This window comes from Spongorhabdus nitratireducens, from assembly GCA_947387575.1.
In the GTDB taxonomy this organism is placed as follows: Bacteria; Pseudomonadota; Gammaproteobacteria; order Pseudomonadales; family Endozoicomonadaceae; genus CANDOC01.
The window spans coordinates 18,995-35,754 of record CANDOC010000009.1 but is presented as its reverse complement, the minus strand read 5'-3'; the positions used below and the strand labels follow the sequence as shown (position 1 = coordinate 35,754).

Sequence of the window (16,760 nt, the reverse complement as noted above, 5' to 3'; positions counted from 1 at the left end):
TTACTTCTTGCTGGTGACTGAAGAGGTATCCGAAGCTTCTTTATCAGCACGGCGGTCTTCAGATTTCTGATCCGGTGGTGTCATGATATTTTCACCACCAATACTTTGATTCATTGTTTCAGTAAATGAGCCTTGCAGGTTTTCTGCCTTTTCACGCGTCTTGCGCAGCTCTTCCATTACTGATTCATTATGGAGGTCACGCCGAATTTCATCGACGCGGATTTCACGCTCGATCTCTTCCTTAACAGAATTGAAACTGCGCTTGATCTTCCCAATCCACATGGCCGTTACCTTGATGGCGTGAGGCAAACGTTCCGGCCCCAGAACAACCAGTGCAACCAGCGCAATTACTACCAGTTCGGTAAACCCGATATCAAACACCTGCTTGCTTCCACATATGGATCACACTGTGAATTACACGAAGAAAGGCCAGTATCAAACCGGCCTGTCTTCAAAGACGATAACAGAGCCCGATCGTATTACTTGCGAACCGGCTCGGCTTCGGCACTGTTTTTTTCAGCCTTCATGCCTTCGTCAGCATTATTGAGCTGTTTCGGGTCCTCACCCTTTTCATCGCTCATAGCTTTTTTGAAGCCCTTCACCGCACCACCGAGGTCGCCGCCGAGGCCACGCAGGCGTTTGGTACCGAACAGCATTACCACGATCAGCAAGATAATCAGCAACTGCCAGATACTGATGCCGCCAAAACCCATATCAGACTCCCTGTATCTCTAGGAATACTTCATTCTATCAATTGCCCTGTGGCAACTGCATTACAGACTGTGGAGTGCACCACCGCCAAGGATGTGAAAATGCAGGTGAAACACTTCCTGTCCGCCGCCTTCGCCATTATTGGTTACCACCCGGTAACCATCATCGAGGCCCTGCTGCTTCGCAATACGGGGGATTGTCAGCAGCATATGACTGGCAACTGCAGCATCTTCAGGCTTCAGGTCATCCAGATTCTCGATATGCTTTTTCGGAATCATCAGCAGATGCACCGGCGCCTTGGGCTGAATGTCACGGAACACCCGGCAATGTTCATCTTCATAAACTGTTTCGGAAGGGATACTTCCCGCAACAATTTTGCAAAACAAACAGTCACTCATGTTTCATTACCTCGGGTTCGGTGTCAGCCCGACCTGCTTTTCAGCGGATACCATAAGGCTAAATTCACCGAATAACCAGCTGTGGAATATATCGTGTCAGGCTGTTTTCCTGCTTATCAGCAGCAACCCGGTTAAGCCCAGAGCCACTACCGGCCACTGGATTGATACGAGCAGTTCCGGTGCCAGACCATAAACCGCAGCTGCGACCAGCATAACACCACCGGCGCGCCTCATATTCCGCTGCATCCGGCTCCGCGCCTGTTCACTGGCCTGCAGGGCCTTGCGCTGGTCATCACTGATCCGCTGGATAGCCTGCATCGCATGCACGGGCAGATCCGGCCCCTGCAACAACAGATCCGTACCCTGATCCCGAATGCGCCGCAGCATCCCCTTGGGGCTGATACGTTCTTTCATCCAGGCTTCGAGGAACGGCTGGGCTGTACTCCACAGATCCAGATCGGGATAAAGCTGGCGCCCCAGCCCTTCAATATTCAGCAGTGTCTTCTGTAACAGCACCAACTGAGGCTGCACTTCCATATTGAAGCGGCGAGCAATCTGAAACAGCCGCACCAATAATAAACCAAATGAGATATCTTTTAGCGGTTTTTCAAAGATGGGCTCACAAACGGTACGGATAGCGCCTTCTAGCTCACACAAACTGGTGTCTTCCGGCACCCAGCCACTGTCGATATGCAGCTGGGCCACCATCCGGTAATCCCGGCGGAAGAATGCCAGCAGGTTACGCGCCAGATATTCCTGATCGGTCGGCTCCAGTGAACCGACAATACCGCAATCAATACCGATATATTCCGGCAGTTTCGGGTTAGTGGTATCAATAAAGATATTGCCCGGGTGCATATCCGCATGGAAAAAGCTGTCGCGGAAAACCTGGGTGAAAAATATTTCGACACCACGCTCTGCCAGCACTTTCATGTTGACGCCACGCTCACGCATGGTTTCAACGTCGGAAACCGGAATGCCGTGAATCCGCTCCACCACCATCACGTTGCGGCTGTTCAGATCCCAGTAGATTTTGGGCACATACAGCAGACCGGAGCCGAGGAAGTTACGGCGCAGCAAGGATGTGCTGGCGGCTTCCCGCTGCAAATCAAGCTCATCCAGCAACGTCCGTTCATAGTCACGTACCACTTCCAGAGGACGTAACCGGCGGGCATCGGGAATCAGTTTCAGCAGCAGTTTCGCTACGGTGTATAACAGCCCGATATCCTTGCGGATAACCTTTTCAATGCCGGGGCGGATGACTTTGACAACAACACTGTCGCCATTTTTCAGCGTCGCCGCATGAACCTGAGCCACAGAAGCAGAAGCGATTGGCTCCGGGTCAAACTCGGCAAACAGCTCATCTACAGGTTTACCCAGTGATTTCTCGATGCGGGCAATGGCCTGATCACTGGGAAAGGGTGGTACCCGGTCCTGCAGTTTGGCCAGTTCATCTCCGATATCATCCGGAACCAGATCCCGCCGGGTCGAAAGAATCTGGCCGAACTTTACAAAGATCGGACCCAGTTCGATCAGCGCATCCCGCAGCCTCTCACCCCGTGGTGCGTTGTTGTCACCACGCCCCATACTGGACAGCAGTTTTAACATGCCCCGGGCTGCCGGAGGTAACATCTCACTATCGACCAGGTTATCCAGCCGGTAACGATTGAAGACCTGCAGTATTCGATACAGTCTGTTCAGTCCCACGCATCAGCTCCCGTGATTACTGGTATCCGATGCAGGCTCAAGCTGCTCGATTCGGGCGTTCAGCCGGTCCATATCCAGCTGCAATGAGGTGACATCCTCACAGAACACTTCAACTTCTGCTGCAGACACAACCAGTCGGGCTTCTTCGGTGACATACTCGGCTGCATTGCGGCTAAAGCGCTGGTTGGTATCTTTGGCCCAGCTGAAGAATGTCCGGATCCCCTGCCCCAGTGCATGACCGGCAACCGTGCCCAGTTTATCTGTCAGTACAGATTCCCAGTCCAGTTCAGCATCCTGCAAAATGGCCAGAGTTTGCTGCAGGAGCGCCGTATCACCGCTAATGGTGACATCACCGGACTGCAGGGCTGCAATCTTGTCTTTATGCGTCAGCAGCGCCAGAGCGGCAGGCAGGGTTGCCATCAGAGAGGCATCAACCTGCTCCGGCAATCCCTTCAAAACAATGCGGCCATCAATCCAGGTTACGCCCAGCACAACTTCCGGCTGGGTCAGGTGTAGCAGCAAGGTTTTGTGTTCCAGCAGCTGGAGCTTGTCCAGTGTTACCGGATCCAACTGCAGGGTTTTGTTAATCAGGTGCTCGAGCGCTGAGAGTCCCGCCACTGCACCCAGTGGAAAGACCGGCTTCATGGTTTGAATCCTTTATGCAGCGCCACAATGCCGCCAGTCATATTGTGATAGGTAGTGCTGACAAAGCCTGCATCCTTCATCATATTTTCCAGCGTTTTCTGGTCCGGGTGCATCCGGATGGACTCTGCCAGATACTGATAGCTTTCAGCATCATTGGTCACTAACTGACCCATCAGCGGCAGCGCCTTGAAGGAGTAGGTATCGTACAGTTTGCTCAGCACCGGGTTATCGGTTTTGGAAAATTCCAGAATCAGCAACCGGCCACCGGGCTTCAGTACCCGCAGCATTGAGCGCAGCGCTGCATCCTTGTCGGTCACATTACGCAGACCGAAAGCGATAGTAATACAGTCAAAGGTGTTATCTGCAAACGGCAGGCATTCGGCATTGGCCTGAACATATTCGATATTGCTGCCATAACCACGATCCAGCAATTTGTCGCGACCGACATTGAGCATGGAATCATTGATATCAGCCAGCACCACCTTGCCGCTCCGGCCCACCAGCCGGGAGAATTTCATAGTCAGGTCACCGGTACCACCGGCCAGATCCAGAATGGTCTGCCCCGGGCGGGCACCAGACATTTCAATAGTGAAACGCTTCCACAAACGATGAACACCAAACGACATCAGGTCATTCATCAGGTCATACTTGCCTGCAACAGAGTGAAATACTCCGGCAACCATATCGACTTTGTCATCGCGCTCAACGGTCTTATACCCGAAGTGGGTGGTATCACCGTTTTGCTCTGTCCCTGATTCTTCCCGCTTGGCCATATTGCGTGCTTCTATTGATACTTCTTGCTGAAATTAAGTTGTGCGGTATCGCACCGGAATCATTCGTGCGCCGTCATTCTAACAGGGCTACCCGAAAAGTCTCCCCCTGATACCGCAGGGCTACACGGTGAAAAATACCAGAAACCCGTGGCAAAAGTGTGGTGTCAGATCAGCCTCACCACACTTTCATCCGGATCTCTGGATTTACCTGCTGCAGACAGCTGCTGCAGATAATCCTGCCACAGCGCTTCCTTATTCAGGGAAAGTTCATATAAGTAGCTCCAGTCATAAAGCCCCGAGTCATGGCCGTCATCAAAGATTATTTTCAGCGCATAATTGCCGGCAGGCTCCAGTGCCTGAATACCGACATTCTTTTTGCCATGCTGCAGCACCGGATTACCATGGCCCCGCACTTCGGCAGAAGGGCTGTTAACCCTCAGAAACTCGGCACTAAGCTGATAGTTCAGGCCTTCAAATGTCAGTTCCAGTACACCTGACTGGCGATGCAGATGCACCTTCTCAGGTATGCAAGTCATCTCGATATTTCCCGAATAGCTTTGTTTTCATCCGGGCACGAATACCCGGACACAAAAAAGCCGCTCAACCGAGCGGCTTTTTTATCAATCAATTGTTACAGAATATAGCGACTCAGATCTTCATCCTGAGCCAACTCACCCAGAGACTGGGTGACATAGTCTGCATCAATCACAAAGGCTTCGCCGTCCTGGGTACCGGCCAGATCAGTTGCGCGGAAGGAAATATCTTCCAGCAGGCGCTCCAGCACAGTGTGCAGACGACGGGCACCAATATTCTCGGTGGTTTCGTTCACCTGCCAGGCTACTTCAGCAATACGCTTGATGGAGCTTTCGGCAAACTCCAGCTTCAGACCTTCAGTTTCCATCAGCGCCTGATACTGTTCGGTCAGGGAAGCATTCGGCTCGGTCAGAATGCGTTCAAAGTCCTGAGTGCTCAGCGCCTTCAGCTCAACCCGGATCGGCAGACGACCCTGCAGTTCAGGAATCAGGTCAGATGGCTTGGCCAGGTGGAAAGCACCGGAAGCGATGAACAGTACGTGGTCCGTCTTAACCATGCCGTACTTGGTAGATACAGTGCAGCCCTCGATCAGCGGCAGCAGGTCACGCTGAACCCCTTCACGGGAGACATCAGCATTGCTGCCGGAGGAGCGCTTGGCAACCTTGTCGATCTCGTCGATGAAGACGATACCATTCTGCTCGACCACATCGATAGCGCGAGCTTTCAGTTCATCTTCATTCACCAGTTTGGCAGCTTCTTCGTCCTGAACCATCTTCATGGCGTCTTTGACTTTCAGCTTCTTGGTGCGGCTCTTGTTGTTCGACAAGTTGGAGAACATGCTCTGCAGCTGGTTGGTCATCTCTTCCATACCAGGAGGCGCCATGATCTCAACGCCCATCGGGGAATCCTTGACCTCGATATCGATTTCCTTGTCGTCCAGCTGGCCTTCACGCAGTTTCTTGCGGAAGATCTGGCGAGTGCTGCTGTCCTGCGGCTGGCTGCTTTCTTCACCGAAAGTACGAGCCGGCGGCAGCAACGCATCCAGAATGCGCTCTTCAGCAGCATCCAACGCACGGTGACGGACCTTTTCCATTTCCTGCTCGCGCAGCATCTTGATCGCTGCATCCATCAAGTCACGCATGATGGATTCAACATCACGACCAACATAACCCACTTCGGTGAACTTGGTCGCTTCAACCTTGATAAAAGGCGCATTGGCGAGACGGGCCAAACGGCGGGCAATCTCGGTTTTACCGACACCGGTCGGGCCGATCATCAGGATGTTTTTCGGGCTGATCTCGTTGCGCAGGGAAGCATCTACCTGCATCCGGCGCCAGCGGTTACGCAGCGCGATGGCAACAGAGCGCTTGGCCTCATCCTGTCCAACAATATGCTTGTCCAATTCATGGACAATTTCACGGGGTGTCATTTGACTCATTTAAAAACTCTCTCGTTCTGAAAAGCCTTTAGCGGTTCTGAAAAAACCGTTAGCAAGCGAATGCCTTACTGTTCAGCATCCAGCTCTTCAATAATCCGGTTGTGGTTGGTGTACACACAGATATCACCGGCAATCGACAGGCCTTTCTCAACGATGTCACGTGCGCCCATATCGGTATTTTCAACCAGTGCACGGGCAGCAGACTGGGCAAACGGCCCACCGGAACCGATAGCAATAATGCCGTCTTCAGGCTCCATTACATCGCCGTTACCAGTAATAATCAGCGAAGCCTTGCTGTCAGCAACCGCCAGCATGGCCTCAAGACGGCTCAGGCTGCGGTCGGTACGCCAGGCTTTTGCCAGTTCAACAGCAGAGCGCACCAGCTGGCCCTGATGCTTTTCCAGTTGTTCTTCAAAACGTTCAAACAGGGTGAACGCATCGGCTGTACCACCGGCAAAGCCGGCAATAACTTTCTGGTTATACAGGCGGCGTACCTTGCGGGCATTGCCTTTAATAACGGTGTTGCCGAGGGAGACCTGACCGTCTCCTCCAATAACCACCTTGCCGTTGCGACGTACAGACAGGATGGTCGTTCCGCGATACTGTTCCAAGGTTTTATACCCCTGATGGCGATACTTTCAATCTGAAATGGGATATGGGGGAGGATTCCGGCTTTTCAAGCGTTAGCGCTTATTTAACACTGAGAAAAGTCCGGAAATCTGGATAAAAGGGCTGCCAAAAGCAGCCCCGGCCTGAAAATTTTACTTCAGTTTGAGCAGTAGTGAATCCACTTTATGGTCAGCCAGCGTTTTCTGAACACTGTTGACCTGCGTCATAGAGGTTAACGGACCGACCTGAACCCGATGCCAGTATTCACCATTTTTCGCCTGAATCTGCTGGATTCGGGCATCCAGCCCCCACAATATCAGCTGGGCACGCAGGCGTTCGGCATCATTTCTGCTGCGAAACGAGCCGGTTTGCAATAGATATCTGGACACTTCTGCAGGCTGTTTCTTTGCCGAGGCAGTACTGTTGTTTGAGGCAGCAGCTGGTTGAGGTTTAGGCGTTGTTTTTGCCTCCGGCTTCGCCGGCTCGGAGACAATAACTTCAGATTCAGGCAGCAGTTTGTAGAAGTCAAAAACAGGTTCCTGCCTGGCCGCTTCTTCCTGCTCGGGCTGCTGTGCTGCATCTGGAGCCTGCTTTGAACCGGTGTTCCGCGAGGTATCTCCTGCGCCCGGAGCCAGCATAATCAACAGCGCCAGCAGGAAACCTCCCAGCAGACCGGTAATCAGCCACATCCACCCCGGCACACGCTGAAACAACGGCACACTCTTACTTCGACTCGCTCCCTGTTTTCCAGGTTTCTTCCGCGTTGCTGTCATCTATTCCCCGGCAGCATGGAGCTGCTGAAAGCGTAACGGTACCGGCAAATGCACGCTGGTTCTCCTGCTATCATCAGCCTGTTGAAAATCCTTCTCATGTTAGCGTTATCCCTTGCGGGTGCCAACTGCCATACCCGCTATCAAATCCCTGCGCCTGACAGTTGAGACAAGGCGCTATTTCCGCTAGCATCGCGAGCATGGAAAACCAGCAGAGCTACCCAGATACAACAATCCTGCCGGAGAGCTTCCCTGCAAGCTTCTCTGCAAGCTCTATTCTGACTTTAGATCAGAAGACTTCTTCCTGCGTGACTCTCTTCCACGCAATCGACTGCGCAACGATTCGACGCCGCTGCATCATCCGACGACGCTCTGTCTGATAATACCTGCTGGCCACAGATTTCTGACATCCTGACCGCCTGGCAGGTAGCACACTCCAAGGGAACTGAAGCCCGACGAGTCGTAGCATACCGCCCGGGCTGTTTTATATTTGTACTGCCGCCTTTATTGAAAGGGACATATTGATGAACATCCTTCAATTACTCGAAGCCAAGGTGACCGCCGCCATGATCGCCGCCGGTGCACCTGAAGATACCCGTGCACTGGTACGCCAGAGTGCCCGAGCCCAGTTCGGTGACTACCAGGCCAACGGTACCATGCAGGCTGCCAAAAAGATGGGCATGCCGCCCCGCGATCTGGCTGCCAAGGTAATTGAAGCACTGGATCTGGGCAATATGGCCGCCAAGGTCGAAATTGCCGGCCCCGGTTTCATCAACATCTTCCTCAGCAACGAGTGGCTCACCGAGCAGGCCAAAGATGCCCTGAAAGATGACCATCTGGGTGCTGACGTGGCAGACAAGCCACAGACCATCGTGGTGGACTACTCTGCACCCAACGTTGCCAAGGAAATGCACGTTGGTCACCTGCGCAGTACCATCATTGGTGACTCCGTGGTTCGCACCCTGGAATTCCAGGGTCACAATGTTATCCGTGCCAATCATATCGGTGACTGGGGTACCCAGTTCGGTATGCTGATTGCCCACCTGGAAGAACTGCAGAAGGAAAATCCGGAAGTTATGTCTTCCGAACTGTCCGACCTGGAAGAGTTTTACCGTGAGTCCAAGAAGAAGTACGACAGCGACGAAGAGTTCGCACTGCGTGCCCGTGGCTACGTGGTCAAGCTGCAGGGTGGTGACAGCTGGTGCCGTCAGATGTGGCAGCGTCTTGTTGATGTCACCATGGAACAGAACCAGATCAGCTACGACCGCCTGAATGTTTCCCTGACCCGTGAAAACACCATGGGTGAAAGCCTGTACAACGAAATGCTGCCGGGCATTATCGCCGAGCTGAAAGAGAAAGGCCTCGCGGTAGAAGACCAGGGTGCTCAGGTTGTGTTCCTGGATGAATACCAGAACAAGGACGGTGATCCGATGGGCGTTATCGTTCAGAAGAGCGATGGCGGCTTCAATTACTCCACCACCGATATTGCCTGCGCCAAGTACCGCTACGAGAACCTAGGCGCTGACCGGGTGCTGTACTTTATCGATGCCCGTCAGGCCATGCACCTGCAGCAAGCCTGGACCATCGTTCGCAAGGCCGGCTTTGTACCGGAAAGCGTACCGCTGGAACACGAAGCCTTCGGTGTAATGCTGGGTAAAGACGGCAAGCCGTTCAAGACCCGCTCCGGTGGTGTGGTAAAACTGTCCGCCCTGCTGGATGAAGCCGAAGAACGTGCAGCTCGCCTGATCGGTGAAAAGAACCCGCATATGGATGAAGGGCAGAAGGTCGAAGTCATCAAGGCTATCGCCATGGGCGCGGTTAAGTACGCTGACCTGTCCAAGAACCGCACCAGCGACTACATCTTTGACTGGGACAACATGCTGTCCTTCGAAGGTAACACCGCACCTTACCTGCAGTACGCCTACACCCGTATCCAGAGCATCTTCCGCAAGGCCGGCGTTGATGCTGCCAGTCTGGAAGGTGAACTGAAGATTGAAGCGGATGCCGAAAAGGTACTGGGCACCAAACTGATGCAGTTCGGTGAAGCCATTGAACAGGTAACTCGTGAAGGTACTCCGCACGTGATGTGTGCTTACCTGTACGACCTGTCCGGCGCGTTCATGAAGTTCTACGAGTCCTGCCCGGTTAACAAGGAAGGCGTGGAAGCTGATATTCGCAACAGCCGTCTGCAGCTGTGTGCACTGACTGCACGTATTCTGAAGACCGGTCTGGGCCTGCTGGGTATCAATACTGTCGAGCAGATGTAAGCTTTTAGCTAGCCTATGTCAGTCGGTTTCACTAACTGACATAGGCCTCAATTTGGATTTGTAAAAGGGCTAGTCGTCAAAAGGCTGTCTGCAAATGATGCTGGATTGAGAGGAGGCATCCCGGGCACCTCAGCCTGACCGCCAAATAACGTATATTCACTACCCTCCAAACCAAGAGGATAAATTATGTCTGTTGGCGCATTACTGACTGTGCCCGCATGCAGTTTTTGACTATCAGTGATTTCCCCAACCTGATCATCATAAGGCAAAGAACACTGGGATGACTTCCGCCTCCTCTGCTTTTTGCTACCTGTTACCACTTGATCGTCATTGTATGTCCATAGATTTCCTTTTCCACCTGCACCTTCGGGTGGAGGGATTTTTACAAACTCCTTGTTCAGAGAAAGATTATGCCTGATAGCATTCTGCCAGCCTTTTTTAACTATGTTTCTATAATACGGATGCGATTCCATGATTGATTCATAGATTGCAGCCAGTTTTAAGCGCCTTTGAGGTGCCGCATCGATTGCATTACGAATTAGCGTCCTATATGTATGAGGAGGTTTGGTCATTTGAGTACTGCCAGAAAAAGCAACACTTTCCTCACCTTCACCAGCCAAAAGCAGACGCTCATCAGTGGGATAATTTAACCCATTGAGTTCTTCATCTTGTAACCTGAATTGTGCAAGCTCTTCCCTGTGAACACGTTCCCATTGCTGAAAATGATCTAATTGGGAACGGCTTTCTTGAGGCCGAACAAACTCAACACCATCTCTGACATAAATATAACGGGTTCCAGGATATTCTCGCCCGCCACAAACTGAAAACAAATGTAATGGCTCCAATCTTCGATAGCCTGTAACAACATTTTTAGCCATTTTTAATGGACTGGAAGCTTTGGATAACGGCCAACTAATATGATTAACAACAGGAATACCGCATAGCATAAATGGAACAATATCTTTTTCTGCCCCATTTCCCCAGGCTTCTATGCATCTCAACGATGTAATGCCGGATAGCATTCTATATTTTTTATCTCCACACGCCTTATCAACATCAGAACCTTCGCCCTTACCTGCAACCTCTGTGACATTTGGCATCAATATGGGAGCACAGGGAAGCTGGTGTTTTATCAACCACTGCCTCAAGTGATAAACCTGCTCCAAAGGAAAACTGGTTAGATAGAAAACGAAGATTCCCTGAGCAATATTGTGGTGAATAGAGCTTGCCACCGGCTCAAAGCAATCTCTTTCACCCTTGGGCAATTTATCTACAGTATGATTCTTGGGTTGTATGGTTCCCCCAACATCATATGCTGCAGCTTGTGGTAGCTCACAGGCGGATGGCTGAACCGATATCACCGCACGATGCTCGACTGTACAAGGAGCCCCATCGATAACTATGCCTCCAGCTCTAATTCTGATCACAATCCATAGAACATCTGCAGGCTTATCAAGCATTGAAGCAAATGGATATAATTCAATATCTCCTGCACCAGAAAAAGTATCTATAGGTATCCAGTTTTCATAAGTACCAGGAATAGTCCACTCAACCAAAAGCTTATCTGTTGGACAACCATTTTGATTAATCAGTTTTAATTTTAAAGGGGATAATTCACCACGCCCCACAATTAAGTCAGGTGTGATAACACAAGGAATATCCTTATCTGCTGGAATACAATCACTTGAACATTCGATTACAGAAGTTAGCAATGAGTAGTCAAACCCTGCTAACAAATCCATACAGATCAAATAAAGAAAAAAAACACCAGTTTTTTTGAATTCGGACCTGACAGAAATCATCAGCATGGAGCTTATTAGTTATAATTGCCCCAAAGCGTAGTTGATTATTATCTCAACACAGGTGAGAAACTATTTTTACCACAATTCAATATCATGAATTGCCAGCACAGCATTTAATACTGGCAACACATTTTTTTTGTTTTCTTAGACATCCAGCATAAAAGTAACCGGTCCGTCATTCAGCAACTCGACTTTCATATCAGCCCCAAACTGCCCGGTCGCAATTTTCCCATATCGCCCACGAGCCTCAGATACAAAATAATTGTAAATATTTTCACCATGCTCCGGAGATGCACCACGACTGAAGCTGGGGCGCAACCCTTTACGGGTATCTGCCACCAGCGTGAACTGGGGCACAATCAGCAGTTCGCCTTCGATATCAGCCAGCCCCAGGTTCATTTTCCCGGCGTCATCAGGAAAAATGCGGTATTTCAGCACTTTATCCAGCATCTTCTGAGCTTTCTGCTCATCGTCATCCTTTTCAACGCCGAGTAACAACAAAATACCGGCATTGATTTCGCCAACAACTTCACCATCAACAGTGACTGATGCGTGTTTCACACGCTGAATCAAACCTTTCACAAACTTCTTCCATTACTACCTTGTTAATCAGGCCCGGCGCAGATTATGAGCCATTTCGTCTGTGGCTTTTACCAGCGCATCGGTAATACCTGCTTCCAGTGCTGAGTGACCCGCATCCCGGACAATTCGCAGATCCGCTTCAGGCCAGTTCTGATAAAGCGTCCACGCATTTTCAAACGGGCACACCATGTCATAGCGGCCGTGAACAATAATGCCGGGAATATTCTTGATCACTGCCATATTGTCGAGCAGCTGATTTTCCTTCAGGAAAAAACGGTTGGAAAAATAATGACACTCAATACTGGCCATCGACAGTGCATGATGAACATTGGTCAGTTCTTCTTCCACATCATGATTGGGTCTCAGGGTTGCAACCCGGGCCGCATGGAGTCCCCAGTGTTTGGCCGCATTCATTCGGGCCACCTCATCACTGCCACTCAGCCGGTTTTGATAGGCTGATACCACATCATCGCGTTCTTCCGGTGGTAGAATGGAAACAAACTCATCCCAGTAGTCCGGATAAACCGATCTGACGCCATGACCAAAATACCAGTCAATATCCTGCTGCCGCCCCAGGAATATGCCCCGGAGAATCATACCCTTGACCCGCTTGGGATGAGCCTGGGCATAGGCCAGAGACAACGTGCTGCCCCAGGAACCGCCAAACAGAATCCAGCGATCCACATTCAACTCGGTGCGAATCGCTTCAATATCAGCAATCAGGTGTTCGGTAGTATTATTTTCGAGAGAGCAATAAGGTTTGGACTGACCACTGCCACGCTGGTCAAAACAGATAATGCGGTATTTTTCCGGGTCAAAATAACGGCGACTGTTCTCATCTACCCCGAGTCCCGGACCGCCATGCAGATAGATAACCGGCAAGCCATCAGGCGACCCGCTTTCTTCCACATAAAGCGTATGCTGCTGATCAACCTTGACCTGATGTACTGCATTGGGCTTCAGGGGCGGATAGAGTACGTGCATGGCAAATCCCCGGCATATATTCAACACAGGGTATGAAAGAACGCACGCGGGATGCAAGCATAATCGTCACAGCCAGCACGTAAAAACCACTACACCAGACTTCGGCTCTGGCACTGATACCTGTTAAGCTGGAAACTTGAATAATTTAAGCCAGCAGAACCCTGAAACCATGGACTATCGCCAAAAAATCACAGGCACTCGTCACCGGTTAAGCAGCGTTGATGAAATTCGCGATGTGGTGGAAGAAACAGAAAGTAACCGTGGCCGGGTCATTCAGTCAGCAGCTGTACGTCGGTTGCAGCAGAAAACCCAGGTTTACCCGCTGGAAACCAATGCCGGCGTACGTAGCCGCCTGACCCACTCACTGGAAGTCCAGCAAACCGGGCGCTATATCTCCCGTACTATTCTCAAACAGCTGACAGAAACAAAGCAGCTGAAAAAACTTGGGTTGGAAGGTATCGAAAGCGCCTTTATCAATCTGGTTGAAATGTCCTGCCTGCTGCACGATGTCGGAAACCCGCCCTTTGGTCATTTCGGCGAGGCAACGATCAGCCGCTGGCTGCAACAGAATGCCCGCAAGATGCATGGAGCAGCAGCCCAAAATACACTGCCCTCTCACCTGTTTGATGACGTTCTGCTACCTGACTTGTGTGAATTTGAAGGCAACGCCCAAGGCCTGCGGATTATTCACTCCCTGCAGGACCTCAACCTGACTCACTCCCAGCTGGCAGCGGCAATGAAGTACACCCGCCCGCCCTACCAGCCGCGTCCAGCTGAGACAGATGCCTTTGCCTATCGCAAGAAAAAACCCGGCTTTTTCTATACCGAGGAAGCACTGGTAAAAACCATCTGGCAACAGCTGGATATTGCTGAGGACTGTCGCTTCCCGCTGGTTTATATCATGGAAGCAGCAGACGATATTGCTTACTGCATTGCCGATCTGGAAGACGCCGTTGACAAGAATATTCTCTCCTATCAGGAACTGCAGCAGAACCTCAGGCTGATCTGGTCCGAACTCAGTGAAAACAAAAGCAGTTACCTGACCGATATGATGGATGACGCTATACGCAAAACGGAGTTGCATCTGACCACAAAACGGCAGGCTCAGGAGTTTATTATGCGACTCCGAACCCGGCTGGTACGTGATCTTGTGGACTATGCGGCCAAACGCTATATCGATCAGCACGAAGCGGTATTCAACGGTACGCTGGATGAGCCTTTGATTGATGGCAATTCCCACCAGCATCTGGCACTGCAGACCTTAAAGGATGTCACTGTCCGCTTTGTTTTCAGCAGTCCGGAAAAAGAAACGCCGGAACTCCGCGGGTATTCTGCTCTGGTTGGTTTGCTGGAGTTTTACCGCCCGCTGCTGGAGCTTAAACGCAGAAAGCTGGAAGAAATTATTTTACACGACAGCCAGTATGATTTTCTGGAGCAAAGACTGTGGCATCGCCTGCCCGGAAAATATCGTGCAGCTTACTCGCTTGCAGTTGAACAGATTGATAATTCATACAATACGCAGGAAAAAACTGACCTTGAGTGGTACTACAGGGCACGGTTGCTCATCGATTATATCAGCGGGATGACGGATAATTTTGTGGTTGCGGAGTATCAGGGACTATCCGGAATATAACGACATTCAGACATAAAAAAACGGGCAGATAATTCTGCCCGTTTTTTTATCCATACAACTTACTGATTCTTGGCGCGAGCCGCTTTACGGCGATCGCTTTCAGTCAGCTGCTTCTTACGCAGACGGATGTGGTTTGGAGTAATTTCCACCAGCTCATCATCATCGATGAATTCCAGCGCCTGCTCCAGGGTGTGACGTACCGGCGGGGTCAGCACGATGTTTTCATCAGTACCGGATGCACGAACGTTAGTCAGCTGCTTACCCTTGGTCGGGTTAACAGTCAGGTCATTGTCACGGCTATGCAGACCGATAATCTGGCCTTCATAGACATCAATGCCCGGCTCAACAAACAGGCGGCCGCGATCCTGCAGGGTAAACAGGGAGTAACCCAGTACCTTGCCTTTCACGTTGGAAATCATAACGCCGTTCTGACGGTGTACGACTTCTGCATCCTTGACCGGACCGTAATGATCAAAGATATGGGTCAGGATACCGCTACCGGAAGTCATGGTCAGGAACTGGGAGCGGAAGCCGATCAGGCCACGGGCAGGCATAACGAAGTCCATACGGATCCGGCCTTTGCCATCCGGCACCATATTGGTCAGCTCGGCACGACGGTTACCCATCTCTTCCATCAGGCTACCTTGATGCTCTTCATCAACATCAATAACAACCTGCTCGTAAGGCTCCTGCATGATGCCGTCGATTTTTCTGACTACAACCTGCGGACGGGAAACGGCCAGTTCGAAGCCTTCACGACGCATGTTCTCGATCAGAACAGACAGGTGCAGTTCACCACGACCGGAAACGACAAACTTGTCCGCATCAGTGCCCTGCTCGACACGCAGTGCTACGTTGTACAGCAGTTCCTTGTCCAGACGGTCACGGATATTACGGGAGGTCACGAACTTGCCATCCTGACCACAGAACGGAGAGTCGTTAACCTGGAAGGTCATGCTGACGGTCGGCTCATCAACAGACAGCGGCGGCAGCGCTTCCGGAGTATCTACATCACACAGGGTGTCAGAAATCTGCAGCGCATCAATACCGGTAATGCAGATAATGTCGCCAGCCTTGGCCTCTTCAACCTCAACCCGCTCCAGACCCAGATGGCCCATGACCTTCTGAACCCGACCGTTACGGGCGTTGCCTTCACGGTCAACAACCTTGACGTTGGTACCCGGCTTCATCACACCACGGGTTACACGGCCAACACCGATAACACCAACATAGCTGCTGTAGTCCAGAGCACTGATCTGCATTTGCAGCGGACCGTCAACGGTAACCTGCGGCGCCGGTACCTGTTCGGTGATCATTTCGAACAGCGGGGTCATGTCCTGAGCCATGCTGCCCGGATCTTCACCCGCCACACCTTCCAGTGCGGAAGCGTACATGATCGGGAAGTCCAGCTGTTCGTCTGTCGCACCCAGACGATCAAACAGATCGAAAACCTGATCGACAACCCAGTCAGGACGGGCGCCCGGACGGTCAATCTTGTTGACTACGACAATCGGGTGCAGCCCCTGCTCGAAAGCTTTCTGGGTTACAAAGCGAGTCTGCGGCATCGGGCCGTCAACGGCGTCCACCAGCAGCAGAACAGAATCCACCATGGACAGTACCCGCTCAACTTCACCACCGAAGTCAGCGTGTCCCGGAGTATCCACGATATTGATGTGGTAGTCGTTCCATTCGATGGCAGTGTTCTTTGCCAGAATGGTAATGCCGCGCTCACGTTCCTGATCGTTGGAGTCCATGATGCGCTCGGCACCCTGATCCTTTCGACCCAGTGTGCCGGACTGCTGCAGCAGCTTGTCTACCAGAGTGGTTTTGCCATGGTCTACGTGTGCGATGATGGCAATATTGCGGAGTTTTTCCTGCACGCCTTGTTTACCTCAGTGAAAATCCGG

General features: G+C 51.4%; 16 protein-coding genes. 2 read left to right on the top strand and 14 right to left on the bottom strand.

The window, feature by feature from the left end; translation table 11 throughout:
• From tatB to ACYZZ0_RS16245, 10 genes are all read right to left on the bottom strand, one after another.
• Positions 1 to 381 (bottom strand): Sec-independent protein translocase protein TatB, encoded by a 381-nt coding sequence (gene tatB / locus ACYZZ0_RS16290; RefSeq protein WP_461537710.1) that lies wholly within the window; start codon positions 379 to 381, stop codon positions 1 to 3.
• A 98-nt stretch (positions 382 to 479) separates the two neighbouring features.
• Positions 480 to 713, bottom strand: a complete 234-nt coding sequence (gene tatA, locus ACYZZ0_RS16285; RefSeq protein WP_461537709.1) for a twin-arginine translocase TatA/TatE family subunit — start codon at positions 711 to 713, stop codon at positions 480 to 482.
• A 60-nt stretch (positions 714 to 773) separates the two neighbouring features.
• Positions 774 to 1,109 carry a histidine triad nucleotide-binding protein gene (locus ACYZZ0_RS16280; protein ID WP_461537708.1) on the bottom strand — a complete coding sequence of 112 codons (336 nt, stop codon included), beginning with the start codon at positions 1,107 to 1,109 and terminating at the stop codon, positions 774 to 776.
• A gap of 96 nt (positions 1,110 to 1,205) precedes the next feature.
• On the bottom strand, positions 1,206 to 2,816 hold the full coding sequence (gene ubiB, locus ACYZZ0_RS16275) for a ubiquinone biosynthesis regulatory protein kinase UbiB (RefSeq protein ID WP_461537707.1): 1,611 nt from the start codon (positions 2,814 to 2,816) through the stop codon (positions 1,206 to 1,208).
• 3 nt (positions 2,817 to 2,819) lie between these two features.
• Complete coding sequence (locus tag ACYZZ0_RS16270; protein ID WP_461537706.1) at positions 2,820 to 3,461, bottom strand: ubiquinone biosynthesis accessory factor UbiJ; 642 nt, start codon at positions 3,459 to 3,461, stop codon at positions 2,820 to 2,822.
• Positions 3,458 to 4,234, bottom strand: a complete 777-nt coding sequence (gene ubiE, locus ACYZZ0_RS16265) for a bifunctional demethylmenaquinone methyltransferase/2-methoxy-6-polyprenyl-1,4-benzoquinol methylase UbiE (protein ID WP_461537705.1) — start codon at positions 4,232 to 4,234, stop codon at positions 3,458 to 3,460. The genes ACYZZ0_RS16270 and ubiE overlap by 4 nt, the downstream gene beginning before the upstream one ends.
• Positions 4,235 to 4,398: 164 nt before the next feature.
• Positions 4,399 to 4,770, bottom strand: a complete 372-nt coding sequence (locus ACYZZ0_RS16260) for a gamma-butyrobetaine hydroxylase family protein (protein ID WP_461537704.1) — start codon at positions 4,768 to 4,770, stop codon at positions 4,399 to 4,401.
• A gap of 95 nt (positions 4,771 to 4,865) precedes the next feature.
• Positions 4,866 to 6,206, bottom strand: a complete 1,341-nt coding sequence (gene hslU / locus ACYZZ0_RS16255; protein WP_461537703.1) for an HslU--HslV peptidase ATPase subunit — start codon at positions 6,204 to 6,206, stop codon at positions 4,866 to 4,868.
• 65 nt (positions 6,207 to 6,271) lie between these two features.
• Positions 6,272 to 6,817 carry an ATP-dependent protease subunit HslV gene (hslV, locus tag ACYZZ0_RS16250; protein ID WP_461537702.1) on the bottom strand — a complete coding sequence of 182 codons (546 nt, stop codon included), beginning with the start codon at positions 6,815 to 6,817 and terminating at the stop codon, positions 6,272 to 6,274.
• A 150-nt stretch (positions 6,818 to 6,967) separates the two neighbouring features.
• Positions 6,968 to 7,588: an SPOR domain-containing protein gene (locus ACYZZ0_RS16245; protein ID WP_461537701.1), complete on the bottom strand. Its 621-nt coding sequence runs from the start codon at positions 7,586 to 7,588 to the stop codon at positions 6,968 to 6,970.
• Positions 7,589 to 8,109: 521 nt separating this feature from the next.
• Here ACYZZ0_RS16245 and argS point away from each other — a divergent pair.
• On the top strand, positions 8,110 to 9,852 hold the full coding sequence (gene argS / locus ACYZZ0_RS16240; protein ID WP_461537700.1) for an arginine--tRNA ligase: 1,743 nt from the start codon (positions 8,110 to 8,112) through the stop codon (positions 9,850 to 9,852).
• A 47-nt stretch (positions 9,853 to 9,899) separates the two neighbouring features.
• On the opposite strand, the gene ACYZZ0_RS16235 is transcribed toward argS, so the two are convergent.
• The 3 genes from ACYZZ0_RS16235 to pip form a co-directional block, all read right to left on the bottom strand.
• Positions 9,900 to 11,660 carry a forkhead box transcription factor gene (locus ACYZZ0_RS16235; protein ID WP_461537699.1) on the bottom strand — a complete coding sequence of 587 codons (1,761 nt, stop codon included), beginning with the start codon at positions 11,658 to 11,660 and terminating at the stop codon, positions 9,900 to 9,902.
• Between the two features lie 138 nt (positions 11,661 to 11,798).
• Entirely contained in the window at positions 11,799 to 12,236 is a 438-nt protein-coding gene (gene dtd, locus ACYZZ0_RS16230) for a D-aminoacyl-tRNA deacylase (protein WP_461537698.1), read from the bottom strand.
• Between the two features lie 27 nt (positions 12,237 to 12,263).
• Entirely contained in the window at positions 12,264 to 13,220 is a 957-nt protein-coding gene (gene pip, locus ACYZZ0_RS16225) for a prolyl aminopeptidase (protein WP_461537697.1), read from the bottom strand.
• A gap of 136 nt (positions 13,221 to 13,356) precedes the next feature.
• On the opposite strand from pip, the gene dgt reads away from it, so the two are divergent.
• Positions 13,357 to 14,853 carry a dGTPase gene (dgt, locus tag ACYZZ0_RS16220; RefSeq protein ID WP_461537696.1) on the top strand — a complete coding sequence of 499 codons (1,497 nt, stop codon included), beginning with the start codon at positions 13,357 to 13,359 and terminating at the stop codon, positions 14,851 to 14,853.
• Between the two features lie 59 nt (positions 14,854 to 14,912).
• Here dgt and typA read toward each other — a convergent pair whose 3' ends face one another.
• Positions 14,913 to 16,733 carry a translational GTPase TypA gene (gene typA / locus ACYZZ0_RS16215; protein WP_461537695.1) on the bottom strand — a complete coding sequence of 607 codons (1,821 nt, stop codon included), beginning with the start codon at positions 16,731 to 16,733 and terminating at the stop codon, positions 14,913 to 14,915.
• Positions 16,734 to 16,760 lie beyond the last annotated feature (27 nt).